The organism is Cytobacillus sp. (assembly GCF_032154635.1).
Taxonomy (GTDB): Bacteria; Bacillota; Bacilli; order Bacillales; family Cytobacillaceae; genus Cytobacillus.
This window is the reverse complement of the sequence record NZ_JALDXW010000032.1, coordinates 19,207-44,127: the sequence shown is the minus strand read 5'-3', so window position 1 is coordinate 44,127 and position 24,921 is coordinate 19,207. Positions and strand designations below refer to the sequence as shown.

General features: G+C 36.9%; 25 protein-coding genes. 4 read left to right on the top strand and 21 right to left on the bottom strand.

The window, feature by feature from the left end; genetic code table 11:
- Window positions 1–386 precede the first annotated feature (386 nt).
- Complete coding sequence (locus RUH74_RS18765; RefSeq protein WP_313802764.1) at window positions 387–1,772, top strand: alkaline phosphatase; 1,386 nt, start codon at window positions 387–389, stop codon at window positions 1,770–1,772.
- A 74-nt stretch (window positions 1,773–1,846) separates the two neighbouring features.
- Window positions 1,847–2,485, top strand: coding sequence for a hypothetical protein (locus RUH74_RS18760; protein WP_313802762.1), 639 nt, complete (start codon window positions 1,847–1,849; stop codon window positions 2,483–2,485).
- Between the two features lie 78 nt (window positions 2,486–2,563).
- Here RUH74_RS18760 and nagB read toward each other — a convergent pair whose 3' ends face one another.
- From nagB to RUH74_RS18670, 18 genes are all read right to left on the bottom strand, one after another.
- Window positions 2,564–3,292 carry a glucosamine-6-phosphate deaminase gene (nagB, locus tag RUH74_RS18755; protein WP_313802760.1) on the bottom strand — a complete coding sequence of 243 codons (729 nt, stop codon included), beginning with the start codon at window positions 3,290–3,292 and terminating at the stop codon, window positions 2,564–2,566.
- Window positions 3,279–4,493 (bottom strand): N-acetylglucosamine-6-phosphate deacetylase, encoded by a 1,215-nt coding sequence (gene nagA, locus RUH74_RS18750; RefSeq protein WP_313802758.1) that lies wholly within the window; start codon window positions 4,491–4,493, stop codon window positions 3,279–3,281. Before nagA ends, nagB begins: the two co-directional genes overlap by 14 nt.
- Before the next feature lie 64 nt (window positions 4,494–4,557).
- Window positions 4,558–5,190: a copper homeostasis protein CutC gene (locus RUH74_RS18745; RefSeq protein ID WP_313802756.1), complete on the bottom strand. Its 633-nt coding sequence runs from the start codon at window positions 5,188–5,190 to the stop codon at window positions 4,558–4,560.
- Window positions 5,191–5,353: 163 nt separating this feature from the next.
- Window positions 5,354–7,063, bottom strand: coding sequence for a phosphoenolpyruvate--protein phosphotransferase (gene ptsP, locus RUH74_RS18740; RefSeq protein WP_313802754.1), 1,710 nt, complete (start codon window positions 7,061–7,063; stop codon window positions 5,354–5,356).
- Complete coding sequence (locus tag RUH74_RS18735; RefSeq protein WP_313802752.1) at window positions 7,057–7,326, bottom strand: phosphocarrier protein HPr; 270 nt, start codon at window positions 7,324–7,326, stop codon at window positions 7,057–7,059. The genes ptsP and RUH74_RS18735 overlap by 7 nt, the downstream gene beginning before the upstream one ends.
- 132 nt (window positions 7,327–7,458) lie before the next feature.
- The gene (gene nagE / locus RUH74_RS18730; RefSeq protein WP_313802750.1) at window positions 7,459–8,907 is read right to left on the bottom strand and encodes an N-acetylglucosamine-specific PTS transporter subunit IIBC; all 1,449 of its coding nucleotides are present in this window, start codon (window positions 8,905–8,907) and stop codon (window positions 7,459–7,461) included.
- Between the two features lie 63 nt (window positions 8,908–8,970).
- Entirely contained in the window at window positions 8,971–9,789 is an 819-nt protein-coding gene (locus tag RUH74_RS18725; RefSeq protein WP_313802776.1) for a PRD domain-containing protein, read from the bottom strand.
- A 38-nt stretch (window positions 9,790–9,827) separates the two neighbouring features.
- Window positions 9,828–10,310: a PTS sugar transporter subunit IIA gene (locus RUH74_RS18720; protein ID WP_313802748.1), complete on the bottom strand. Its 483-nt coding sequence runs from the start codon at window positions 10,308–10,310 to the stop codon at window positions 9,828–9,830.
- Between the two features lie 593 nt (window positions 10,311–10,903).
- A complete protein-coding gene (locus RUH74_RS18715) occupies window positions 10,904–11,785 on the bottom strand; it encodes a GNAT family N-acetyltransferase (protein WP_313802746.1) in 882 nt (293 codons plus the stop codon).
- Window positions 11,786–11,814: 29 nt separating this feature from the next.
- Window positions 11,815–13,077: a GNAT family N-acetyltransferase gene (locus RUH74_RS18710; RefSeq protein ID WP_313802744.1), complete on the bottom strand. Its 1,263-nt coding sequence runs from the start codon at window positions 13,075–13,077 to the stop codon at window positions 11,815–11,817.
- 102 nt (window positions 13,078–13,179) lie between these two features.
- Window positions 13,180–13,794 (bottom strand): TetR/AcrR family transcriptional regulator, encoded by a 615-nt coding sequence (locus RUH74_RS18705; protein ID WP_313802742.1) that lies wholly within the window; start codon window positions 13,792–13,794, stop codon window positions 13,180–13,182.
- Window positions 13,795–13,984: 190 nt separating this feature from the next.
- Window positions 13,985–14,158: a hypothetical protein gene (locus RUH74_RS18700; RefSeq protein WP_313802740.1), complete on the bottom strand. Its 174-nt coding sequence runs from the start codon at window positions 14,156–14,158 to the stop codon at window positions 13,985–13,987.
- Window positions 14,159–14,233: 75 nt separating this feature from the next.
- Window positions 14,234–14,794, bottom strand: coding sequence for a GNAT family N-acetyltransferase (locus RUH74_RS18695; protein ID WP_313802774.1), 561 nt, complete (start codon window positions 14,792–14,794; stop codon window positions 14,234–14,236).
- Window positions 14,795–14,798: 4 nt separating this feature from the next.
- Window positions 14,799–15,722, bottom strand: coding sequence for an AraC family transcriptional regulator (locus RUH74_RS18690; RefSeq protein WP_313802738.1), 924 nt, complete (start codon window positions 15,720–15,722; stop codon window positions 14,799–14,801).
- Window positions 15,723–15,875: 153 nt separating this feature from the next.
- Entirely contained in the window at window positions 15,876–16,052 is a 177-nt protein-coding gene (locus tag RUH74_RS18685; RefSeq protein WP_313802736.1) for a hypothetical protein, read from the bottom strand.
- 216 nt (window positions 16,053–16,268) lie between these two features.
- Window positions 16,269–16,523: a hypothetical protein gene (locus tag RUH74_RS18680; RefSeq protein ID WP_313802734.1), complete on the bottom strand. Its 255-nt coding sequence runs from the start codon at window positions 16,521–16,523 to the stop codon at window positions 16,269–16,271.
- 198 nt (window positions 16,524–16,721) lie between these two features.
- Complete coding sequence (locus RUH74_RS18675; RefSeq protein WP_313802732.1) at window positions 16,722–17,798, bottom strand: hypothetical protein; 1,077 nt, start codon at window positions 17,796–17,798, stop codon at window positions 16,722–16,724.
- Between the two features lie 278 nt (window positions 17,799–18,076).
- The gene (locus RUH74_RS18670; protein WP_313802772.1) at window positions 18,077–20,449 is read right to left on the bottom strand and encodes a polyprenyl synthetase family protein; all 2,373 of its coding nucleotides are present in this window, start codon (window positions 20,447–20,449) and stop codon (window positions 18,077–18,079) included.
- A gap of 197 nt (window positions 20,450–20,646) precedes the next feature.
- On the opposite strand from RUH74_RS18670, the gene RUH74_RS18665 reads away from it, so the two are divergent.
- Entirely contained in the window at window positions 20,647–21,426 is a 780-nt protein-coding gene (locus tag RUH74_RS18665) for an alpha/beta fold hydrolase (protein WP_313802730.1), read from the top strand.
- Window positions 21,427–21,479: 53 nt separating this feature from the next.
- Here RUH74_RS18665 and RUH74_RS18660 read toward each other — a convergent pair whose 3' ends face one another.
- Window positions 21,480–22,352, bottom strand: a complete 873-nt coding sequence (locus RUH74_RS18660; protein ID WP_313802728.1) for an alpha/beta fold hydrolase — start codon at window positions 22,350–22,352, stop codon at window positions 21,480–21,482.
- A gap of 151 nt (window positions 22,353–22,503) precedes the next feature.
- Here RUH74_RS18660 and RUH74_RS18655 point away from each other — a divergent pair, with 151 nt between their 5' ends.
- A complete protein-coding gene (locus tag RUH74_RS18655; RefSeq protein ID WP_313802726.1) occupies window positions 22,504–23,220 on the top strand; it encodes a MerR family DNA-binding transcriptional regulator in 717 nt (238 codons plus the stop codon).
- A gap of 444 nt (window positions 23,221–23,664) precedes the next feature.
- Here the strand turns inward: RUH74_RS18655 and RUH74_RS18650 are convergent, their stop codons facing one another.
- Together RUH74_RS18650 and RUH74_RS18645 are read right to left on the bottom strand one after the other, a co-directional pair.
- Window positions 23,665–24,372, bottom strand: coding sequence for a M48 family metallopeptidase (locus RUH74_RS18650; protein ID WP_313802724.1), 708 nt, complete (start codon window positions 24,370–24,372; stop codon window positions 23,665–23,667).
- A gap of 28 nt (window positions 24,373–24,400) precedes the next feature.
- Window positions 24,401–24,901 carry a YehS family protein gene (locus tag RUH74_RS18645; RefSeq protein ID WP_313802770.1) on the bottom strand — a complete coding sequence of 167 codons (501 nt, stop codon included), beginning with the start codon at window positions 24,899–24,901 and terminating at the stop codon, window positions 24,401–24,403.
- Window positions 24,902–24,921: the final 20 nt, after the last annotated feature.

Genomic DNA, 24,921 nt, shown 5'->3' with positions numbered 1-24,921 from the left:
CGACCGTTCCTTCATTTTCTGCGCTTGTTGAGGCTTTCATTATCCCGATGAGCGACCGTTTCCTTTTTTTCTAAGCTTATTGGGGCTTTCATAACTTCAATGAACGACCCTTTCCTCATTTTCTAAGCTTGTTGGGGCCTTCATAAGCTCGATGAACGACCCTTTCCTTATTTTCTAAGCTTGTTGGGGCTTTCATGACTTCGATGAACGACGTTTCCCTCATTTTCTGCTCTATTTGGGGCCTTCATAACTTCAATGAATGACCAATAGTTTCATAAGATCCCCACTCCACCACAAAATCTTTACAATACTAAAACCCTCCCTTCACTTCCCCTTAATAATCCCAATATATACTTATCTCGTAATCAAAATTGGGAGGGGAAAAAATGTCTATTAAAAAATTTACTAGAAAGCTAGTACCTTTTGCAGTTGTATCTTCAGTTGCACTTGCTAGTCTTAATTTTTCCGGATCATTTTCTACTGTTGAAGCAAAAGAAAATGGCCAAAGCAATGGGAAAGTAAAAAATGTAATTTTCCTAATTGGAGATGGGATGGGCGTATCCTATACTTCTGCATACCGCTCCTACATAGATGATCCTAAAACAAAATTTGCTGAAGAAACGGCATTTGATCCTTATTTAGTTGGTCAGCAAATGACTTATCCGGAGGATCCTGCTCAAAACATTACAGATTCTGCTTCGGCTGCAACCGCTATGGCAGCTGGAATCAAAACATATAATAATGGAATTGCTGTAGATAATGATGGATCAGAAGTTAAAACAGTTTTAGAAGCGGCGAAAGAAAAAGGAAAAGCAACAGGTCTTGTTGCTACTTCAGAAATTACTCATGCGACCCCAGCATCATTCGGTGCACATGATGTCAGCCGGAAAAATATGAATGCCATTGCGGATGATTATTATGACGAGCTTATTAACGGAAAGCATAAAATTGACGTGCTTTTAGGCGGAGGAACAGATCTTTTTATTAGAAAAGACCGCAACCTCATAAAGGAATTCCAAAAAGATGGCTTTCGCTATGTAACGAATCGGGATGAATTACTGAAGTCAAACGACGAACAGGTAATTGGATTGTTTGCTCCAGCGGGCATGCCAAAAATGATTGACCGTGATAAAGATGTCCCTTCATTAGAGGAAATGACAAAATCGGCGATCGACCGATTAAAGCAAGATAAAGATGGATTCTTCCTTATGATTGAGGGCAGTCAAATTGATTGGGCTGGACATGACAATGATATCGTAGGGGCAATGAGCGAGATGGAGGATTTCGAAAAAGCCTTCCAAGCTGCTATTGATTTTGCCAAAAAGGACAAAAATACACTAGTTGTTGCGACAGCTGACCATTCGACCGGCGGATTTTCAATTGGAGCAGATGGAATCTATAACTGGTTCCCTGAGCCAATTAAAGCAGCAAAACGCACACCTGATTTTATGGCAGACCTGATTGCCAAGGGTGCGAATGTGGAAGAAACCTTAAAGAAGTACATCGATTTAGAATTAAAGGCTGAAGAAGTTCAATCTGTTAAAGATGCTGCTAAAAAGAATGAATTTACGGAAATCGATAATGCAATTGAAAATATTTTTAATAAGCGTTCCTATACTGGCTGGACAACTGGCGGACATACAGGCGAAGATGTACCGGTTTATGCTTTTGGACCAGCGAGCAATAAATTTGCTGGCCAGCTAGACAACACGGACCATGCGAAAATTATTTTTGATCTGCTCCAGGCAAAAGTTGAAATTAATGATAAATAAATTTGGTCAAAAAAAGTTCCCGTTGAATTCTTATACCAACGGGAACTCTTTGTAAAATGGATGGGGGTTCTGCCATGAAACGAGTTATTTACCTATGTCTATTGTTAATCACATTAACCGGCTGTTCCTTTAACGATGAAAAGTCTGCTGCGGCAAAAACGAGTGCAGACAATACGATTCCAAGCTACTATGAGGATTACATTCTAAATCCACAAGTATCAGATGACAGGCTGCTTCAAGAAGTCGGGCAGTTTTTCCGTGATCATCGCGGCGAGCTAACGGTTAAGGCAGCCGAGCATGACAGCCATACTTATAAAATTGGCGACTCAATCGAATTAACAATCAGGGAAGCAAAGGTTCTTCATTTTAAACCTGATTATAGCTTAATTGATTTCTATCATACCTACACACATGACCAAGAATTCGATTTCGTAAAACTATTTGTAGAAATAAAGAACACATCAAATCAACCGCTAAAATTTGCACCCATTGCCAAAATGAATACGAACACGGACGAACTGAAAACATGGGAAGATGATATTTATTTAGAAGAACTAAACGGGGAAATTCCTGCAAAAAGCACAAAAAAAGGAAATCTTGGTTTCATTATGGAACAATCAAATATTGATTCCGTTAAAATTATGACAAGTGATGTGTTCAATAGTAAGGATGAACTGGTAAATAAAGGGGAAACAATACGAGTTGAGTTTTGACTTATAAAACATCCCTATTCCTCGCTTTACACAGGGAATAGGGATGTTTCTTCTTCGCTCTAATCCAGATAAATGCTGCTAGCTTAAGCCTGATAGTGCTGCTTCATCAGCAATAATGGTCACATTTGAATGCTTGTTTAATATCGAGGCAGGAAAATCCTCGCTTACCTTACCTTCCAGTAACCTTTTTATCGCCTCTCTTTTCGCTTCTCCTGATGCTAGCAGCAATATTTCTTTGCTTTCCATAATGGTCGCAATGCCCATCGTTATGGCAAGTGTAGGAACATCCTCAAGCTTTTCAAAAAAGCGGGCATTGGCTCGTCGTGTCGAATCAGTCAGTTCAACCAGATGGGTTCTTGATTGAAATGACGAGCCTGGTTCATTAAAGCCAATATGGCCATTTCCGCCTATGCCAAGCAATTGAAGCTCAATTCCTCCATGCTCTTTTATTAATAATTCATATGTATTGCATTCTGCCATAGGATCCTTCGCATTGCCACGGGGAACAAAGGTTTTTGTTTGATCGATATCAAGATGATTAAATAAATGAGTATCCATAAAGAATCGGTAACTATTTTTATTAATGCCGTCAAGTCCTATGTACTCATCTAAATTGAAGGTTGTTATCTCCTTGTAAGAAGTATGGTTTTCCTTGTAATCATTTATCATATTTTGATACGTTCCTTCAGATGTTCCTCCAGTTGCAAGGCCGAGTACCATATTCGGTTTTTTTCTCACCTTTTCAATTATATAGTTGGCAGCGTGTTTGCTTAATTCTTCGTAATCTTTCACTCTAATGATTTTCATTCGTATGTAACCCTTCCTTATCATAAGCAATGAAACCCTTGCACAATGTCATCTTCACTTCGTAATTTTTATCCAAAATGACTAAATCTGCATCCTTTCCTACAGCAATGCTTCCTTTTCTATCAAAAATATTTAACTGCCTGGCTGGATTTACCGACCCCATTTGAACAACATCTGAAAGTGTGCATCCTGTATATGAAATCATATTTTTCAATGCCCCACTCATTTTTAAAATACTTCCCGCCAAAGTCCCATCACTTAACACTGCTTTTCCATTTTGAACAGTCACGTCTTGACCACCTAAATCATACGTGCCATTTTTCAAGCATTTTGCCCTCATTGAGTCAGTAATTAAGATTAGACGATCGTGACCGATTATTTTATATGCCAATTTTATTATTTCAGGTCTACTATGTATGCCATCTGCTATAAGCTCTGCTTTTAATTCATCCTGAAGAAAAACCGCTCCAACTATGCCCGGCTCCCGATGATGGAGGCCACTCATTTGATTGAACAGATGGGTAGCATGTGTGACTCCAGCATTAATCGCCTCCATGGTCTCTTCATAAGTCGATAGTGAATGACCAATCGAGGCGATTACCTCTGTATCTCTTAAATAATGAATGAGTTCAAGACAGCCATCGATTTCAGGAGCAAGTGTAACAAGCTTTATATTCCCATTTGATAGCTCCTGCCATTTTTTAAATAAATCTATATTTGGCTTAATTATATATTGAATCGGCTGCGCTCCTGCCATCTTTTTATTAACAAATGGACCCTCTAGATGAATACCCAAAATTTCCGCCTTATTTGCTAATACCTGGTTCTCCATGTATTCCGCCACATTAATGAGTGCATGTTGAATGGCTTCCTCTGATTGTGTCATCGTTGTAGCAAGAAAGCTTGTAGTTCCTTCTTTTGGAAGTGCAGCTGCCATTCTTTTAAGAGCTTCTTTTGTACCATCCATAACATCAGAACCGTCTACGCCATGGATATGAACATCAATTAGACCCGGAATAACAGCATATGGATCAGGTATTGCGATCTCATGATAGTCTTCAATCTCAGTCCATTCCGACATGCTGCCAATTTCTGCGATTTTTCCAGCATCTATTTTAATAAATCCATTCTTGATTACACCTGTTTCTGTATAAATCTCAATATTTTTCAGAATAAGTTTTTTCTGTTCTTGGCTATTCATTTTTCTCTTCCTTACTATAGTAATGAGTACAAGAATGCGTCTGCCAGCACAATAGTCCTGATACTTAACCCACAATTTTTGTCCCATGAACTTCATTAATCTCTAAGTTACTTTTAATATAATCCAGGTTATGATTTGTTATTCCCCCACCTGGCATGATCGTTATTCTATCTGAAGCATATTCCAAATATTCTTTTAATCGAGTAATGTTATTTTCTATTGGTGTAGAGCTAGGTCCTCCATGAGTTAAGATTCGCTTTACACCTTGGTTAGCCAACCAGTCAATCGCTTTCCATTGATAGTTGGTGTTAATCTGGTCAAAAGCCATGTGAAAGACCACTTCCAAGCCCTTCGAACAGTCTAGTAATCTAGACATCGCACGCTCGTCAATCCAGTCTGAATCAGTCAAACATCCGAACACGACTCCATCGATCCCTAACCCTTTTAAATGATAAATATCATTTTGCATAATCTCGATTTCTTCTGGAGAGTATATAAAGTCTCCGCCTCTCGGTCTAATCATCGCCATAACCTTAACATAGTTGCTTTTGCAATATTTAATCGTTCTAACAGCTACGCCATGACTAACAGTCGTACCCCCGACAGAAAGATTATCGCACAGTTCAATTCGATGAGCCCCCCTCTTTATTACTTCAGGGACCTTATTAAAATTCTCTACACACGCTTCTAAAATCATTAATATTCACCTCATATTTTTAAGAAGTGCACGTTAAATATGATCAAACAAATATTTCTCATTTATTGAAGAAGCTATCGTGATGAATGATCAACCACGATAGCCTCTCTTATTGATAGGGAAATTTCACTATCTCTCTATCCCTCATCGCATGATCCAGCTTTTAATTTTGAAGATTCTTCACATACTGCTCTACTTCTGAAGAAGTTTTTAACATTAATACATGTTTCACTTGTTCAGCTAATTTTTCCTTAGATAGTTTGGATAGTAAGCTCCGTGTTTTTAATATGGATGAGCTGCTCATGGAGAATTCATCTAAACCTAGACCCAACAGGATAGGAACCGCTATTTCATCTCCAGCCATTTCCCCGCACATGCCTACCCATTTGCCATTATTATGGGCAGCATCGATTACCATTTTTATCAATCTTAATACCGCAGGATGGTATGGCTGATACAAATAAGAAACTCTTTCATTCATTCGGTCTGCTGCTAATGTATATTGAATTAAATCATTGGTTCCAATAGAAAGAAAATCTGCTTCTTGCGCAAATAAATCGGCAATCACGGCCGCTGATGGAATTTCAACCATCATCCCTATTTCGATTTGCTCAGAAACAGCTACCTGTTCATCCACTAGCTTCTGTTTTTCTTCCAGTAATAAAGCCTTTGCGGCTTTAAACTCATCTAAGGTTGCAATCATCGGAAACATAATTTTTAAGTTTCCGTAGACACTTGCCCGTAAAAGGGCTCGCAATTGCGTGCGGAAAATTTCAGTTTGTTCTAAACATAATCGAATCGCGCGATAGCCTAGAAAAGGATTCATTTCAGGTGGGAGATTTAAATAAGGAAGCTCCTTATCACCGCCAATATCTAGTGTCCGAACAACAGCAGGTCTTCCCTCCATCTTTGCTAGTACCATTTTATAGGCATTAAATTGCTCCTCTTCTGACGGTAATTCATCGCGGTCCATATACAAAAACTCCGTACGGAATAGGCCAACACCCTCTCCGCCATTTTCCAAAACAGCATCAACATCTTCTGGCTTCCCAATATTACCAGCAATTTCAACAGTATGACCATCTGCACTCATACTAGGAAGCTTTATGTACTTTTTGAGCAACTCTTTTTCTTCTGTCTGTTTCTTTTCTAATAGACGATAAGACTTATATATTTCATCTGTTGGATGAACAACCACTTTTCCGTCCAATCCATCAATAATAATTGGAGAACCATGGCTTATGGTCTTCGTCGCTTCCTTTGTGCCAACAATTGCTGGAATTTCCATTGCTCTTGCAAGAATAGCTGAGTGTGAGGTCTTCCCTCCAATATCTGTAACAAAGCCTTTTACATATTGTTTATCAAGCTGTGCCGTTATAGATGGCGTTAAATCCTCGGCAACAATAATAACTTCCGAAGATATGCGGCTATAATCTGGTAACTCTATATGTAATAAGTGAGCTAGTAATCGCTTGGACACATCCCGAATATCTGCAGCCCGTTCCTTCATATACTCATTTTCCATCGATTCGAACATTTGGGCATACATGCCAGCTATCTCATCGAGCGCAAATTCTGCATTCACCTTTTCATTTATTTTTGCTTCCAGCGCTGAAAAAATTTCAGGATCTTCAAGTATTAATAAATGAGCAGAAAAGATAGCTGCTCTTTCTTCTCCGAACTTAAGCATGGCCGAATCACGAATATCCTCTAATTCAAGCTTTGTTTTACTAATTGCAGCTTGTAAACGATCCAATTCAGCTTCTATATTCGTAATTTCAATTTTTTCAAAAGACAAATCGGGTTCAACTAGACAATAGGCATTAGCCAGGGCAATCCCATTTGAAGCAGCAACTCCTTTAATCTCTAACATTTTTCGCCAAGCCCTTGCTTTATAATGACTTCTTCCACTTTATTAAGTAATTCAGCCTCATCTGAACCTTCTGCAGAAATCGTTACAACTGCTCCAGCAGGTATCCCTTGAGCCATTACGCCCATAATAGATTTTAAATTTACCGACTTATTGTTATAGATTAATTGAACATCCGCTTGATAAGGTGTAACCGAAGATACTAATAATGTAGCTGGTCGAGCGTGAATTCCTTCAGATGCCGTAATTTTAAATGATTTTTCCATTGATATAGCCTCCAAGCATTTTGTCTGTAATGAAGATAACGAAGTCCATATAAAAACTGTTTAATATAGATATGATCCTTATTAAACAGTTTTTATATGTTTATAGACTTTCTATCCTTGTGTGTTATTTATCTACTTTTTGCGGATTCTATTTACTTCGTCAGCAACAAATTGAACATTTGTACCTACGATAACTTGAATACTTTGTGAACCTGTCACTTTAATTCCATGTACCCCTGTTGATTTAATTTTATTTTGGTCTACTTCATCCATATTTTTCACCTCAACACGTAAGCGTGTTGCACAATTGTCAACGGAAACAACGTTGTCGTCTCCACCTAAGCCATCATATATTCTTGTAGCCATTGCACTGAATTTATTTTCTGTTGTATTCTCCATTCCTTCTTTTGTTTCCTCTTCGATTTCATCTTCTCTGCCCGGAGTTTTCAGACTGAATTTTGTAATTAAGAAACGGAATAACACATAATAAATAACAGCAAATACTAGCCCTTGGAGGAGCAGCATTAAAGGCATATTAGCAATTGGAATACGTAAACTTAATAAGAAATCAAGAAGCCCTGCACTAAACCCGAATCCTGCTGTCCAATGGAATAGAGCAGCAATAAACAATGACAGGCCTGTTAACAATGCATGAACAACATAAAGCGCAGGTGCTAAGAACATGAATGAAAATTCAAGCGGTTCTGTTACACCTGTGAAAAAGGATGCAAATCCTGCTGCCAGCATTAATGAAGCAGCTTGTTTTTTCCTTTTTGTTTTAGCTGTGTGATACATTGCTAATGCTGCAGCTGGTAACCCAAACATCATTATTGGGAAAAATCCAGCCTGATACATCCCCGTGACTCCTTTTTCACCAGAACTGCTCCAGAAGTTTCCGATATCATTAATTCCAACAGTATCAAACCAAAATACGGCATTTAAAGCATGGTGTAAGCCAGTTGGGATTAACAAGCGATTAAAAAATCCATAGAGCCCTGCACCTGCAGCACCTAATCCGCTGATTCCTTCACCAAATGAAACTAATCCTCCATAAACAATTGGCCAAATAAAAAATAACAATGCAGAAATCACTAACATTGACACAGAGGACATAATCGGTACGAGACGTTTCCCACTAAAGAAAGCTAAAAAGTCTGGCAGCTTCACATGGCTAAAACGATTATACATCGCTGCCGCAATCATACCTGACAAGATCCCAATAAACGCATTATTTATTTTTCCAAAAGCCGGATCTACGCTATCCACTTCTGCCCCTGTTAATAAGGCAACTGTATTCGTTGATAGCATAGTCGTCACCACTAAAAAGGCGACCAAACCACTTAGTCCGGCAGATCCATCTTTTTCCTTTGCCAATCCTAACGCTGCTCCAACTGCAAATAAAATCGGAATATTATCAAGAATGGCACCACCTGCTTTGATTAAAAAAGCTGCCAATACATTTCCTGACCCCCAGCCAGTTGGGTCAATATAATAGCCGATCCCCATCAAGATGGCAGCTGCTGGCAAAACTGCTACAGGAAGCATTAATGAGCCCCCTAGCCTTTGCAGATATTTCTTCATATAGATTTAACCCCTATTCTTTTTTAGTTTAATAAAAAATATATAATTGCTTCCCAAGTTACTTTATCGCTTCCTCAACCGTTCAATATGAAGTGTGATATATCCTAGCTCTTGGTCAGGAAGGTTAATTCCATGTAGCTTTAGTAAATCTTTTGCAATTTCTTTTGCACAATTGTATGAAATCGGAAACTTCTTTTGAATCATAACAATCATTTCTTCATCCATCGAATGAGGTGCATATTGACTCAGCCTTGTTAATGTAAAGCGCAGATGTGTAATAAGGCGATGATAAGAAATATCATCTTCTTCAACATCAATAGATAAATGATTTTTTATCGATTGAACCATGTCTCTTATAATCGCTGTTTGCCGAACCGTCTGATGCAGATCACCTCCATGCGGTTTCATCGTATGCAGATGAAGAGCGATAAAAGCAGCTTCATCGATAGGCATGTCTACTTGACAAACTTCCTTTATATGTTTTAATGCCCAAAGACCAATTTCGAATTCTTTTTGATAGAGTATCTTTATTTCATGCAATAGCTTGTTATTTATTTCAATGCCATCTAGAGCCCTCTCAATAGCAAATGAAAGATGATCTGTTAGAACAATATGGATATGCTCATTTAATTTGGTACCCATATGTCTTTCAGCATACGTAATAATTTCTTCCGATATCGTAAAATGTTCTTCAGGAATTCGGCTTAATAATTGTTCAAGCTTATCATTCTCCCGCATGACAAAAATCTTTTCTATTTTATTTACATTTACAATATCATTTCGTTTTTTATCAAAAGCAATTCCAGCCCCTACTGCAACTTTTTCTTTCCCATCATCAAGTACGAGAACCGCATTATTATTAAGAACCTTTTTAATTTTAATGTTGAATCCCTCCCTTCTCGATCAAACTGGACTATCTATTACTTAGGGCTAACCGTCATTAATACAGTCTCACCTGGGGTGCATTTTTGTATAGATTCATGCTTAATTTGCTTCTCTGAACTATTTGTAATGATAATGGGTGTTATCATGCTGGCAGCATTTTCTTTGACAAAGTTCCAATCAACTTCGATCAGAGGCTGACCTATTGAAACAGAGCCTCCCACTTCAACTAACGTTTCGAACCCTTTCCCCTGTAATGATACCGTTTCCAAACCAATGTGAATAAGAACCTCTGTCCCGTCATTCGCTCGAATACCGATTGCATGCTTCGTATCTGCTATAAGAATGACTTGCCCTTCAACTGGTGAGTGAACCCCGCCATCCTCTGGCATAATCGCAACCCCATCACCCATCATTTTTTCACTAAAAACTGGGTCTGGAACCTGTTCTAATGAAAGCATATCCCCTTTAATAGGAGCGAATATTTGTAATTTACGTTTATTGAATAATCTTGATAGCATATTAATTATCTCCTTTATATATCTAACTAATAGTAAGAAAAGCGGAAGTGCCTTGGGCATCGCCGTACAAACGCAGAAGGTCTCCGACTGAGATAGAGGAAACACGGTGAGCGAGAGCGGACCGATGTTGACGCAATCGTTGCGGAGGGGGCCAGAAGTTTGATAGGCGATAGGACGCTTGCGCTAGACAATTCTCTAACTCCAATGTGGATTGACCTGATATAACAAAAAAAGACATGGAGGTAAATGAAAAAGCGTATAGCCCTTCCTAATTTACCACCATGCCTGACCGTATCAGTAACATGTGACCAATATCAATTTACAAATTAAATAGTACCACTAAATGAATACTAGCGCAACAATATAATGAGTGAATTATTTGAATTCAACTTAGCGGTCTACATGCTGGGAATATTGAACAATAAGTGGTGGCGATTTCTCCTTTTAATATCAATCAACAATAGTATCTGCTCAAAGGGGTTGATTCATTCCTATTTAAAAGATAGCGTCTCAGAAATATCGCCATTTTCCCACAAATTGTTTCATCAGCTAAAAGTACCTAGAGTCCAGTATGATCAATTAAGCTTTTATCTTTACATTTCTTTCATCATATACACTTGCTCCGTCTTTAATTGAAAGCCAATTTCCTTAAGAATAGAATGGGTTAATTTGCTTTTTCCTACAGGCACATTTGGAATCATGCGATTGATATCATCGGAAAACGAGTTGAATACTTCGTTAATTAAGTATCTAGTAATTTCCTCCCGATCCTTATGTTCAGGCTCTGCCTCGCATTGAAATAAAACCGTATTTATATGCTTGCCTTCAGAATTAAATGTTCGCCGAAAATAAACATATCCTATTGGATTTCCATCCGGGTCTTTTACAATGATTGCTTCTCCATCTTTTGCGCTTTGCCACTGTGTCTGCCATGGATTCATTCCTTTATAGAATGGTATAGACCCTATTTGCTGTGGAATAGCTCTTTCTACTTTGTATTTATCTAAAGAAATAGTAGTATACCCATTATCGATTTGCCCATTTAACCCTAAATATTCTAAGTGGTCAATGATCTCATAACCCATCATTTTATATAATGAAATGGCTTTAGCATTATCACTTATCGCCTCTAATGAAGCATAATCAGCCTTCTCTTCTGTAAGAATCGATAAGGTTGCTTCCATTAACATTTTCCCGATTCCTTTTTTTCTTAAATCTTTGGCAACGCCAGTGCCACCATTCCAGGCTAATTTTTTGCCATTAAACTCACGAATTCCGTTTTTGACGATGCCTATTGGTTTTTTATCCATGAAAGCTACAATAGATAAATAAGGAGATAGTCCCTCATTCACTAATCTATTTAAGAATTTATCCGCAGTCGTAGTCGCATCGAAATAATACCCTTCAAAGCCTGTATTCCAAGCCTCTACACCTTCATCAATCGTACAATCTTTTAATCTCTTAATTTCGATCATTGCTCATCCCTCCTGTCACATTCATTTAATCAAAATGCTGTTGTACAAATTGGTTTTTGTGAATGTGCGAATAATCGCTTGATCCCAGCTAAATCTTCTGGTTTATTTATGTTTAATCGCCCATACTGATACAATTTGTCTACACTAACTGCCCCCATAGCCATAGAAGATAAATCAGATATATCAACCTCTAGTTCAATATCCGTACGATTTAGCACATATTCATCCACCGTTAGCATTCCTTTTCGATAAGAAATTAGCCACTTTTGTGGTTCATCTGAATGGAACGAGTCTTTTACAATTAACCCCAATTGACAAGTTTTTTCTGAGAAATGTTCGGTTGGAAGTTGTAATAGAAATTTCGGAACGTCAATTATTTTATACATTAGTCCGATACCAGATGTCTTCGTTTCATGATAAACACTTGGAATCAAGTGATGACTTCCGTTTCTCGACTCACTAATTAAAAATTCAATATCATCATCTTGCGTGTTTAAAATGACTCGGTTCACTTGGTCAGCCTGTGTGCTTAAAAACGAGCTTAACCGAGTAAGTGCTCTTGGTGTCTCATAGATAAACTCTTTGATGATCAAATTATTCATTAAAAAGTTATCATTATTTACATTTTTAAAAGTAAAGACAATATAACCATTCAATTCCCCATCTTCCATAAATCCAACAAGTTTATGATCTGGGTTTTTGAACATCACTTCCAGCTCATAATCTGTCTTCAGAATCATCCCGTGTGTCAAACAAGCATATCGATTTGCACATTTTTTTATTTGTTCTTTATATGTTGAGTCTAAATATACTAATCCTTCTTTTGTGTCAGCCATTGGAAAACTAGCCGGTTCAATTTGGTATTGATTCATCTTTGTCCCATAGCCAAAACCCATTTTCTTATAAAAGTCTGGTCTAAATGGATACAGCATGACGATTGAGGTTCCTTTTTCTTTAAAGTAGGAAATGAAATAATCAATAAGATTTTTCGCAGCCTTTTCCTTTTTGTGAAGCAAATCAACTGCGACAAGACCCACTCCACCGGCTTCAACTAGATTGCCATGTACATTCATTGTAAAATGATGAATTCTCATCCCACCCACTAATTTCCCCTTACGAAATAATCCATAAAAATGAACCGTATTTATTTTCTCTTGTATGGATACTAGACTTTCTATGTATTGTTGCTTAAATTCCGCGGTATTTCTCGTTGTTCCTGGATAGGCGTTAATGACAATTTCAACAAAGCTCGAAATCTCATCCTTTTCCAGCTTTCTAATGTAACTTTCCATCACTTATCACCTCAAAATCATGTAATATAAATATTCAGCTATAAATGACCATAAAACTGACTAGTTGGTTTATTTTAAAAAGCAGCACATCTAGATAAATGGTTAACATTCTAAAAAACTTAAAATCATCTTTTGATAGTTTTCTAATATGTCCGTATAAGGGTATTCTTTATTGATTATCGTATGCAGCATAGCCCCGTCCACTAATGCCCAAAACATATTTGCGATTATCTGAAGTTCAACGTTTTTTCTGAACTCCCCTAATCTCTGACCCTCTTCAATTATTTCCATTATTAATTGAATAAAGAATTTATGGCCTCTCTCTTTGAGAATCTTATTCATCTCTTCACTTCTTGACGAATATAAGGTGAATTCCAAATGTACGATAATAATTTTTCTTCTTTCTTCTACATAAGGATCCATTCTTTTATATACCTCAAAAAGACAGTTTAGTTTATCTTTTGCTGTTCTAAAATTACTTAATTTCTCTACCAATTTTGCATTGCTTAATTCCGTCTGTTCACGCATCAATTCCAAATAAATTTCATCTTTACTTTTAAAGTAATTGTATATCGCTCCTTTACTTATTCCTGAATGTTTAACAATGTCATCAATCGTTGCCACTTGAAATCCCTTTTTTGCAAAACAATCCAATGCACTTTCTAAAATTTCCTTTTTCCTTTTTTGCTTGTAATCTTCAGATACAATTGGCGGCAAATAATCTCCTCCATACGAATTAGCTTACATTGAATTAAAATAGATTATTAACATAATAAACCGACTACTCAGTTTATTTCAATATATTTTTTTGATTTTTCTAAAATCGTTTAAAAAGAAAAAAATAAATGATTCACCCCCTTCCATCACTTAGAATGAAAAGGGGCGTTCATTTATTTCGGATAGCTTTCTAGTCCTGATACCCAGTTAGCTGCTGCTGTGCAGAATGTAGCGAATGGATTGCATCTTGAATTTTATTTTTATTGTCCTGCTTCTCTGCATGGTTAAGCGCTTGCTGCAATGTATGAACCGTTTCTTGTACAGATGAAATCCCTTGATCCACGTATTGTTTTGCTTTTGCCATATGAATCGCTCCTTTTATCAACATTCCAAAATAGTATCTGCACAAGCGGCTGAAATCATTCCTACACAACACTGCTTATTGCATATATTCCTCACTTAACAAACTGTATATATCTAAATCGACAACTCCTTTCCCAGACCATAATGTCGCTTGCCGCAATGTTCCTTCGTACGCGAAACCATTTTTCAGCAAGACCTTCTTTGACATCTCATTTTGCGGCATGACTTCGGCTTGTATTCTATTCACATTTGCCTCTTGCAATAGAAATTTCAGCAAAACGCGTACGGCTTCTGTAGCAATTCCCTTCCGCCAATAGGATTCCGCTAAAAAATAGCCAATTGTACACATATTTACCTTTTGGTTAAAATCAAAAGCTTCGATAATTCCTGTTAATTCGTCATTAAAAAAAATGCCCCACTTTATTCTCGTTCTTTTTATGTAATCACGTTCAAAATGATGAATCATTTTTTTCACAGTATCCTTATTGTGCTTAGGTATAATCCCACAATATTCAAATACGCTTTCATTACTGTAAATAGCAAATACGCCTTCAATATCTTGCTCTTCTATTTTTTTCATAATAAGCCGGTCAGATTTCAAAACAGGAAACTCATTAAAAATCGCTGCCGAATTCATCATCTTATTTCACCGCTTTCGATTTAATTGGAATGTATAAATCTACTTTGCATTTTCCTTCTGGATCATCCATTGGGTTATTCATGCAAAATTCTAAACATGGACGATCATCTGCATCATACTCACTATTTGGCAGCCACTGCCCAAATAGACTTTGATAGGCAATCGCAAACTTATCTATTGTATCGTAGAACGTATATAACGCATAAAGCCCGCCAGATAGTTGTTTAAATTGAACCTCACTTTGATCTTCTTTATTGAAATCACTTGGAAGCGTTACACAAGCATCGTAGCGGCAAGCGTATTCATCGACCATAGTTGGATCATCTAAAGAAATACCGATAAAGTACTGTTCAGCTGGAAAAAGGTGGTTTTCTCCTGCCCACTTTCCTAATTTACTCCAGGCGTAATGCGTATCTAAATAACTGCCAATATGCCTAATATAAGCAACTTCATATTCCGGAAGCTCCTTTATTGAAATATTCATATTCCAAATCCTCCTTAGAAAATGATCTTTATTACTTCTATAGTAGTTAAGAGGATCGGATAACTCTTCCTGTATTTTGCTAACTTGTAATGAGAAATTGCTATTTTCTCTAAACTTCTTTCTTACTTCACTTGGTGTTTTATTAAAATGCCTTTTAAAGACAGCATTAAAGTTAGAGATCGACTCAAACCCACATAAACTAGAAATTTCAAGAATTGTTTTATTCGTTTCCAATAGGAAATATACTGCTTTTTGAAGCCGTTTTTGGTTTACGAATGCAATTGGAGTAAGGCCAACGATAGAAGTAAATATTCGAGAGAAATGGTATTTCGAAAAATTAGAGATACGAGCTAATTCTTCAAGATTAATAGGTTGAAAGTTATTTTTATCAATAAATTGAATCACTCTATCTATTCTTTTTAAATAATCCTCATTCTCCATCTGTTTCTATCCTTTCTTAATTACCTATTTGTTCCATATAACAAATTATACATGGTAGATTAAACGATTTAATAGCTAAATTTTGTGTGAAAAACAAAAAGGCTCTATGCCATATACATAAGAGCCTCTTTCAAAATTCAAATCAATATTATTCTACTCAAAATACTTTTGAAACCCTTCAGAGAGAGTATCTGATGGCTGGTCACCCATTTTATCCAGTTGAACAATTAACTTTTCGAGAAAATCAACCTGCAATTGGTAGTGAGCAAACATATTTTCAAATTGAAGCCTGGCAATTTCATTTATCCCCAAAATTATTAATCGAACCATCCAAATCACCTCAAGCTTAATTAATCAACTTTGAATATTCATTTGCAAACACTTATTTTAAATATTCTCCTATACCTGTTCAAGAATGGCCTACCTAGGCAAAAAAAAACTTACCATAAAGATGGCAAGGCACAGGAAAGATAAATCTTCGTTAAAATCAATATTGATCTTTCTTTATTGTCTAGAAATTAAATTAATATTAACATCACCAATCAATTAGTAATATGGGTAATATGGATAATATGGATAATACGGGTAATATGGTGGATAGAATGGATATGGTCTAGGATAAGCATACGGACTCAACAAAGCACCAGTTGCAAGTCCTCCTACGAATCCGCCTAAAAAAGGGCTACCAAATCCAAATCCAAACGGTCTGCCGAATCCAAATCCAAATGGTCTACCAAATCCAAAACCAGGGCGAAATCCAAAAGGTCTTCTTAAATCATTCATTTCATTTTCAACATGCATAAAAGCCCCTCCTTTTCTATTTATACACCAAATTATGCATACTGAATGAATTAGGTTTGAGTCAATTGCCTATTCGATGAATGTTTATATTCTTATTGTATAGCTTTGACTTAGAAAAGCTTCTTTTGAGGGATAAGAAGGATTTTTTCATAAAGAAAAAGAAGGGATTGAGTGATTGCAATTACTTTATGATTCAGTCTACTGAACAACATCCTGTAGCTGCTTATAAATAGATGATACACCCAACCACCAGTTTGGATCCTCTGCATATTTTTGGTTTATCCACTGAATAGGGTCTGCTTCCTCTGGACGGCCGTTACTCACATTTACAATTGTGCGTGCTGCAATTCGACTTGATTCTGAAATATTCGTATTAAAATCTTCCCAGCTATGATATACATTAAAAGGATTATTCGCGATTTTTTCAGCATTCACATGCGCTTTTGATACAAACCCTTGCTCCTGGCCCGTAATAGCAAATAACAATAACGGATGAATATTAAATTCATTGGCTGCTCCAATAATTGCCGAATAATACGGTTCCTCTGCTAATAATGAATTCCTTCCAATCAGCCATTCTTTTAATTTCTCATCATCCACTTGTTCATATTGCAGGTATGGCGGCAAATCGTTTGGCATTTTTTTATGAGAAGCTGCTCTGTTATAATCAGCACTCTGCCCCTTGGCATTATCAGGAAGATCTTTCTCTTGGTTCCCGATAGATAGGGATAAGACGAATAATAGACTAATGGTTGCTGTCGCTCCAATAAACAGCGGTCTAAACTTTAATTGTTTATTGCTTTTTTTTAAAATACCTTCATTGCCATCCATTTGAGTAACTGGCTGCACTGGAAGCTCAGCAGAATATGTATGTTCACTTTTTATCTTTTGATAGCTAGTTAAAAGATCATCTATGTTTATTTCTGCCTTGTTTAAATCAATATCCGCTTTCAAAACCCATTGCGGCAGTTCTTTTTCTATTTCTTCACGCGATGCTAGCTCTATGCTGAACTTCATGATGTCATTTGCAGAAATAGAAAAGGAGTCGGCAGACAACTTCTTATTCATCAACTCCATCCGAATCCTTCTTTTCGTTTCCTTCGAAAAATTAGGCAGGGATTGGTCAATCATTTGATGAATGGTATTTGCTAGTACTCTAGCTTTTTCTTTCGAACTTAATGTTTGATATTGTATGTTTAACTGTTCTTTTATCTTTTTAATTTTATCTGTGCTTATTACTTCTTTATTTAATAACTGTTCATTGAAAAGAGTCAATTGTTCCACCTTTAAATTTTCCCATTGATTTTATCCATCATAATCAATTTATACCTATGTACACCGTACCACCATACAACATCGTATGACAAGATTCAGATGATAAATTTTCCAATTAACACTGCATACATAAAGACTTGCTCAATAAATCAGTCCGCCAACTTAAATTTATACAGAGAAAAAGGAACGAAAAAACCGTTCCCTCTCTACCCAACTATACATTTCCCATGTCATACCATGGATTAAAAAAGGAACTTCCTTTTTGATGTGATCGTTCACTAACGGTCGCGATGCACAATATAATCCATTACATGCTTCAAAAAGGAAATCTTGCGTGGTGCCCCTTCCAACGCTTCCATTGCGAGACAGTAATGCTCCCACATGGCTTTCTCAGCTCCTTTAAAGCCAAGAATCGTTACAAAGGTCGAATTATTGTTTTCAGCATCTTTTCCTATTTGCTTTCCAAGTAGATTCAATTCTCCTCCCACATCCAGCAGATCATCCTTAATTTGAAATGCAATTCCCGCATGATAGGCGTATTTTTTCAATGCATCCATCTCTAATTCTTCTGCTTGAGCGAGAAGTGCAGGCATAATAAGGGCAGCTTCAAATCCGATTCCTGTTTTATAAAAGCACATTGTATTTAATTGCTCCAAGGTTAATTGCTTCCCTTTTGAATCAAGGTCCATTGCCTGTCCTTTACACATATCCTCCGTTATTTTGGACGAATAGCGAATCATGTTCAGTACTGCTTTTGGATCAAATTCTTCAAGCGATGCTTGCTCTTGCGTTGCCTTTTGTGTTAAAAAGAGTCCTGTTAATTCTGCAATGGCAATATTATATACCTCATGAAGGGTTGGACGCCCTCTGCGAATGGACGCATTATCCTGAGATGGCAGATCATCGAAAATTAAAGATGCTGTATGCATATACTCTAAAGATTTAAGAAGCGGCTCCATTGCCGCTTGATCTAATCCATATTCGTTTACGCCCATGACCCATGTCATGATTGGCCGAAGTCGTTTTCCATCCCCCTCTAAGCTATAATTGGCGGCCTCAATAATTGTATCGTTCATTAAAGGATCCTTCTCATTTTTTGGAATGGATAAGATGCTATTAATTTGCGCGCGTACTTTTTCAATCGTATTTAAAAAATCTTCCTTCTCCATCCGGTCATTTTTCAAATGGATTATCATATGATCTCGAAGCAGTTTATCAAAGAAATCCACATCATCCGCTTTTCGAACCATTTTTTGAATAAGCTGATTAAATTCCCGATTACCTGAAGCAAATAAGTCCATGATTTCATTGTACTTTTTTGTTCCCAACCGTTCTTTAAATCGCTTCAATCCGTTGATCGCCCGATCCAGTATGACCTCCCGAGACTTTTTGTCAGAGTGATAAACATGATGAATCAAAGTAGAGATAACCGTCCAATATAATTCAAAAGGATTAATCAAATCTGAGCGCTTATCATGATATTTTATATAATATGTATACGGAGTTACCGCCCCGTCCTCCATATCATTAAACATATCTGCAAAATCATCTGCCAGCTGGTTATAAATTCCATAATAAAATGTTCGGTTATCAATATCCTTATCTACAGCAGCATTAATTAAAGAACGGACGATTAATCGTGAAGAAGAAGACTTTAAAATGACCGGTATATAAAGATCTTCATTCGTGTAATGCTCATTAGACAAGTCCTTTGCACGATCCACCTCTTGAGAGTGATAGAAGATAAACGCCTGTTCGAAAAAATACTGTTTTGTCTCCTTTCCCTGATGCCTCTTCAAATATTCAAAGGCATCCCTAAGCTCCTTATAAATGAAGCAGATCAGTTCTCTGTTCTTTCCTGTCCACTCTCCTATTTTAGGCACAATTCCCGTCACCAAAGTGGTACGGATCCATTCAGTAAATTGTTTCTCTTCTCTCTCTGATAAAATCTTGGCATCCAGCAGATCATCAATGAAGGGATAGGTCAGTCCATAGGAATACCCGAGTCTAATTGCACGGTCAAGTTTCTGTGCACGCACTTTAGGTGACACCTGATCACCCATCTCCTCCATTTCGTTCATTACTACTCCTGCGATAATTTTAATAATCTTCCGCTGAGCGTGCGTTGCATCCATCCCTCTAGGGATGTTGGAAGAAACTGTTTTTAGTTTGTTAATCACCCAGATTACGGTCGATTCAATCCCTTCCTTCTGAGCCCTACGGTACAAACCCTGCATAGTAAAAATCTCATCTGTTTTACTAGCAGAATCAGTCAGCTGTCTTTTTAAATTGTCAACTATATCTCTTATTCTCGTCCGTGTATTAGGTGAGCGAAGCGCTTTCCCCAAATCACGCATGAAAATATAGGAGATGCTGCGATCTAGATAGTTATCTAATTTGCCTGTGTGATCAAGCCATTGGATATAACTTTTATATCCTCGATAATTAGACTTTCCCTTTATCCGAGAAAATAAAGAAAGCAACGAATGATGATGAATATGGCTGTGCTTCCAAGATTGTATATCCTTTGTGAGAATTGGAATAAATGTCTTTTGCTTCACCTGCTCATGCAGTTTTTTAAAATAGTGATTTGCTTTCTCCTCCGCTTTCCGATAGCAAGCATTTGCATTTCCTTGTATATCCTCTTTCATACGATCCATTCCCTCTATTTAATGATTTCTTAATATATGTATACATCATCGTCCAAATAACTGTAATAATCCAAAAATAACATCTTTCTAACGGAATCGCCAAATATATATATTTACTCAATAACGATAGGTACTCACCTATGTTTCCTCCTATGAATATCTTAGCCTTAAAATGATATGAAGGACGGGGAATTGTGATGGGATACTTCGTTTCTGTAGAACCAGGTGTAAATTTATTTGTGGAAGATATTAATCAAGAGGGCAGCAAGACGATCGTGTTTATACATGGCTGGCCACTGAGCCATAAACAATTTGAATATCAGTTTAATATTCTTGCAGCAATGGGTTATCGCTGCATTGGCATCGATTGGCGGGGCTTTGGAAAATCAGATAAACCGATAAGCGGCTACACATACAACAGACTGGCAGATGATATACGAATGATTGTTCACGCACTTCAACTAGACAATTTTGCGCTCGTTGGTCACTCTACTGGGGGAGCAATCGCCATTCGATATATGTCCCGGTACAACGGGTACGGAGTTGCCAAACTTGTCCTTATAGACGCTGCAGCTCCCTCTGGCTTTACAAAAGAAACAGCAAAAAACCTATTAAAGGAAACATTAAATGACCGTCCCCAAATGATGCAAGGAATAACAGACACCTTCTTCTTCCAATATATAACGAAATCATTTTCAGACTGGTTTTTCCAAATGGGATTAGAGGCGGCAAGCTGGTCGACTGCGGCGATTATTAAATTATTAAGGGACGAAAAACTGGATGCAGATCTTCCAAAAATAGATAAGCCTACTCTAATTATACATGGGATTCATGACAAAGTGATTCCGTTTTCACAAGCGCAGGTGCTCAATCAAAAAATAAGAAACTCTCAGCTTGTTCCTTTCCACTACAGCGGTCATGGTCCTTTTTGGGAAGAACGTGACAAGTTTAACCAGCTATTAACCCAATTTATATAGTCAAAAATGTAGGAGAGGATCATTGGGATTCTCTCCTTCGTAGTTCCTATAAACTATGATAAAAGATTTTTACTTAACCATGGTTTAATCAAGGGTAAAACCGCAGCGGGCTGCATGGCTTTTGTATGGTCCATACCGACGCCTTCTACTATTTCGACATCCCATCCCAATTGTTCCAATTCTCGTTTGTTTTTTTTGATTAAACCGACTACATCAACAGATACATTTCCAAAGTTTTCACCATAAATAATGGTATCCTCTTCTCCTGCAAATGTGAGTCTAGGAAAATACAAACGATCTTGGATTTTTTTATCATGAAAATTCATTAAGCTTTTATACATCGTCACAAATTGTTTCGTCTGTTCTGGGTGTAATTGTACTTGAATATTGTCCCAATCTATTCCTTCAGGATGAATTTGTTCAGAATGATCAGCTTCAGAATGATCTTGATTCTTTAATGCCTGTTCAAAGGTTTTATTCGTGACTGTCATCATTTCTTTATACGGTCCTTCAATTGGCGGAAAGCCACCCATAATTAAACATTCTAGTCTATTTGTTCTAATAGCCAATTGTAATCCAGCCAAAGCCAACCAAGAATACCCATAGTACCCAAACTTCTCGACTTTCATTTCATTGGCGATCAACAAAAAGTCTTTTACAATGGTCTCAGGTGTGAGGTTATCTCCATTTGGGTGCTCCATTCGATGCCCTTCATAATCAAAGAATAATACTTGAAACGTGTCAGATAATCCTTCAACAAATTTAATCCCAAGCTCAGGATCTACTCCCCATAACTTCAACATTTCCGCAGCTTGACCGATAACAGTTTTTTTTGCTATCGGCAGCATGATTGTTTTATTGTTGGAGTTCCCCGTTAAGCCGACTTCTATTTCTGAACCGTCGTTTAATTTAACTATTTTATTCAATACAATCACTCCTCATGTGTTTATACTAATATCATATAACCTTCATGCAATCTTTCAGTTTTTCCTTTGTTTCTATTGTTATCTTCGTGTTTTACAGTTTTTTAGTTAACGTAGCACTTGAAGGTTTTACTTTAATCATAAGGAGGAAAAAATGAAATATAAACCAGCGCAAATTGCTAATCAGCTCAATGTCAGTACGACCACTCTAAGGCGGTATGAAGAACAAAATCTAATTCCGGATGTACCAAGGACACCCAGCAATCATAGATACTATCTGTCTATCCATTTCCAAGCTTTCATTACAATACGTGCATTATTAAAAGGGTATGAGATCCCCGTTGTTTATGAGGCAATGAGAAAAATTAAAACTGGTGATATTAAGCAAGCGCTCTGGTTAATAAATAACCAGCAATTCAAGATTGAAGCAGAAAAAAAGCGAGTGGACGACATACTTTTGATGATAAAAAGCACGGATTTTCGTAAATATATAAATGTGACATTGACGGATAAAATGAGCATTGGAGAAGTTGCAGAAATGGCCGGGATTAATACATCTTCCATCAGACATTGGGAAAAGGAAGGATTAATTCACTCAAAAAGAAATAAAGAAAATGGCTATCGAGTATTCACCATTCATGAATTAAGAAAGATATTAGTCATTAGCAGTTTAAGAAAAACTATCTATTATATTGAACATATGAAAAAACTTTTAGATAACCTAGACACAAAAAATTATACACAACTCGAACAATCCTTTCAGCTTGCAAAAGAAAAATTGAACAGTCAGCTACTGATTCAGTTTGATGGGATAGCTGAATTAATGAAATATGTGAAATTAGCAAGAACGGAGCAGGCAAAGAGAGAATGATTTTGCAGATTACATGCATTGTGTTTGCAAAAAGCGATATATTCGCCAAACTTTCGGTATACTGGACGCCAACGGCGATATATTAGCCGTTATCATTAATATATTCGCCGTAGTCCTTAATACGCTGAAGAGCAAAAACTGCCTAATCATTATTACTTAACTGGCTTTCCACATCCATCTGGAGCTAACGGACATCGCATCAGGCAATTCCAGCAGCAAAAAAGTGAGCTATCCGAAAAAGTGAGAGCATGGGCTGACAAGAATTAGTAAAAGGGAATTGTCCTATATTTTATTTTTTTACTCTCGTCAAATTGTAAATGCTAAATGAATATCAGCCATTAGATAATCTTAAATATAAGAATCCAGAACAAAAAAATGAACTTAGTAATAAACTAAGCTCATCATTGTCACTATTATGCTTGATTTCTCTTACATCTTGTCCTGCTACACAGTCATTTTCCAGTTGGATAATGACAACCAGTTCTCTTTTTCCTTATAGTCGGGCATTATTTTCCCAACAAGACGCCAGAAGGAACGGTCATGATTTAGATGAACCATGTGACACATTTCATGAACAACGACATAGTCAATGACTTCAGGCGGCGCCATTGCTAGTCTCCAATTAAATGTTAATCGGAGTTCTGAGTCACAGGTTCCCCACGTAGTTTTACTATCAGAAATACGGATTGATCTTGGTTTTGTTTTAAAGTTTTTTTGATAAGATGAGATGCTATTTTCTACTAGTGCCTTACATTTCTGGTAATAAAATCGTTTCAATGTTTGTCTAATTTTCTCTTCATCCAGCTGTTTAACATATATTTTTAGCTTATCTTCTTCAAACACAATATGGTCATTCGAAATATTTATATGGTGGATGATCTTTATCGGATATGTGTTTCCTAAAAAAAGAAAGCTCTCGTCATCCTTATAGACCTTTTCCTGCGGACCATTCAGCATTTCCCTCTTTTCTCTTACTTTTTGCCTAATAAGATCCCAGTTTGCCTCTAATACCTTGATTACTTTTTCATCAGGTGTTCCTTTTGGAGCCTGGACTTCAATATCCCCATACCCATCTATCATTATTCCTATAGAGGTACGGTTTTTGTACTTTATCTCATAATATAAAGTATTACCTAAGTAAGTATGTCTCATCTCATCACCTATAGAATCCGATAACTCATTAACCTCTGTATTTAACAGCTAGACCTTTTAAGAAGTTTCTAGCAAAATTATCCAGGCATTCTTTATAATTCTTATGTCCTTCTTTTCTTAATAATGCTCCAAGCTCTCCTTTTGTTACCCTTAATCCTGCTTTAGCAAAGATATCCAGCATATCTTCAGTCGTTAATGCTAGAGCTATTTTGACTTTTTTTAATAAGACATTATTCATATTTGGGCTTCGCCTAAAAGAAGGTTCTGGTTTATCAGGCTGGCCTGGTTTCGGATCTTGTTTCCCTCTCTTATAAATAATGAGCCCATTTAAAAATGCATCCAACATACTGTTGCTGCATTTTATTTGACTGTCGTTTTCACCCTCAAATTCATCTTCGACCTTAGTGAGAATTTTTACTACCTCTGGTACAGTTACTTCCATCTCACCAAGTTTAAATATTTCTGCCATTTCTTTATTCTTTATTTCTAACGCATATCTCAATCGAATTAATATATCATTATTATCCATCATCGAACCTCCTTTTTTCA

Bases quoted from the DNA above. Each gene is read 5' to 3' on its own strand.
- RUH74_RS18765 (WP_313802764.1), top strand. From the start codon at position 387: ATGTCTATTAAAAAATTTACTAGAAAGCTAGTACCTTTTGCAGTTGTA.
- RUH74_RS18760 (WP_313802762.1), top strand. From the start codon at position 1,847: ATGAAACGAGTTATTTACCTATGTCTATTGTTAATCACATTAACCGGC.
- nagB (WP_313802760.1), bottom strand. From the start codon at position 3,292: ATGAAAATCATTAGAGTGAAAGATTACGAAGAATTAAGCAAACACGCT.
- nagA (WP_313802758.1), bottom strand. From the start codon at position 4,493: ATGAATAGCCAAGAACAGAAAAAACTTATTCTGAAAAATATTGAGATT.
- RUH74_RS18745 (WP_313802756.1), bottom strand. From the start codon at position 5,190: ATGATTTTAGAAGCGTGTGTAGAGAATTTTAATAAGGTCCCTGAAGTA.
- ptsP (WP_313802754.1), bottom strand. From the start codon at position 7,063: ATGTTAGAGATTAAAGGAGTTGCTGCTTCAAATGGGATTGCCCTGGCT.
- RUH74_RS18735 (WP_313802752.1), bottom strand. From the start codon at position 7,326: ATGGAAAAATCATTTAAAATTACGGCATCTGAAGGAATTCACGCTCGA.
- nagE (WP_313802750.1), bottom strand. From the start codon at position 8,907: ATGAAGAAATATCTGCAAAGGCTAGGGGGCTCATTAATGCTTCCTGTA.
- RUH74_RS18720 (WP_313802748.1), bottom strand. From the start codon at position 10,310: ATGCTATCAAGATTATTCAATAAACGTAAATTACAAATATTCGCTCCT.
- RUH74_RS18715 (WP_313802746.1), bottom strand. From the start codon at position 11,785: ATGATCGAAATTAAGAGATTAAAAGATTGTACGATTGATGAAGGTGTA.
- RUH74_RS18710 (WP_313802744.1), bottom strand. From the start codon at position 13,077: ATGGAAAGTTACATTAGAAAGCTGGAAAAGGATGAGATTTCGAGCTTT.
- RUH74_RS18700 (WP_313802740.1), bottom strand. From the start codon at position 14,158: ATGGCAAAAGCAAAACAATACGTGGATCAAGGGATTTCATCTGTACAA.
- RUH74_RS18695 (WP_313802774.1), bottom strand. From the start codon at position 14,794: ATGAATTCGGCAGCGATTTTTAATGAGTTTCCTGTTTTGAAATCTGAC.
- RUH74_RS18690 (WP_313802738.1), bottom strand. From the start codon at position 15,722: ATGGAGAATGAGGATTATTTAAAAAGAATAGATAGAGTGATTCAATTT.
- RUH74_RS18685 (WP_313802736.1), bottom strand. From the start codon at position 16,052: ATGGTTCGATTAATAATTTTGGGGATAAATGAAATTGCCAGGCTTCAA.
- RUH74_RS18680 (WP_313802734.1), bottom strand. From the start codon at position 16,523: ATGCATGTTGAAAATGAAATGAATGATTTAAGAAGACCTTTTGGATTT.
- RUH74_RS18670 (WP_313802772.1), bottom strand. From the start codon at position 20,449: ATGAAAGAGGATATACAAGGAAATGCAAATGCTTGCTATCGGAAAGCG.
- RUH74_RS18665 (WP_313802730.1), top strand. From the start codon at position 20,647: ATGGGATACTTCGTTTCTGTAGAACCAGGTGTAAATTTATTTGTGGAA.
- RUH74_RS18655 (WP_313802726.1), top strand. From the start codon at position 22,504: ATGAAATATAAACCAGCGCAAATTGCTAATCAGCTCAATGTCAGTACG.
- RUH74_RS18650 (WP_313802724.1), bottom strand. From the start codon at position 24,372: ATGAGACATACTTACTTAGGTAATACTTTATATTATGAGATAAAGTAC.
- RUH74_RS18645 (WP_313802770.1), bottom strand. From the start codon at position 24,901: ATGGATAATAATGATATATTAATTCGATTGAGATATGCGTTAGAAATA.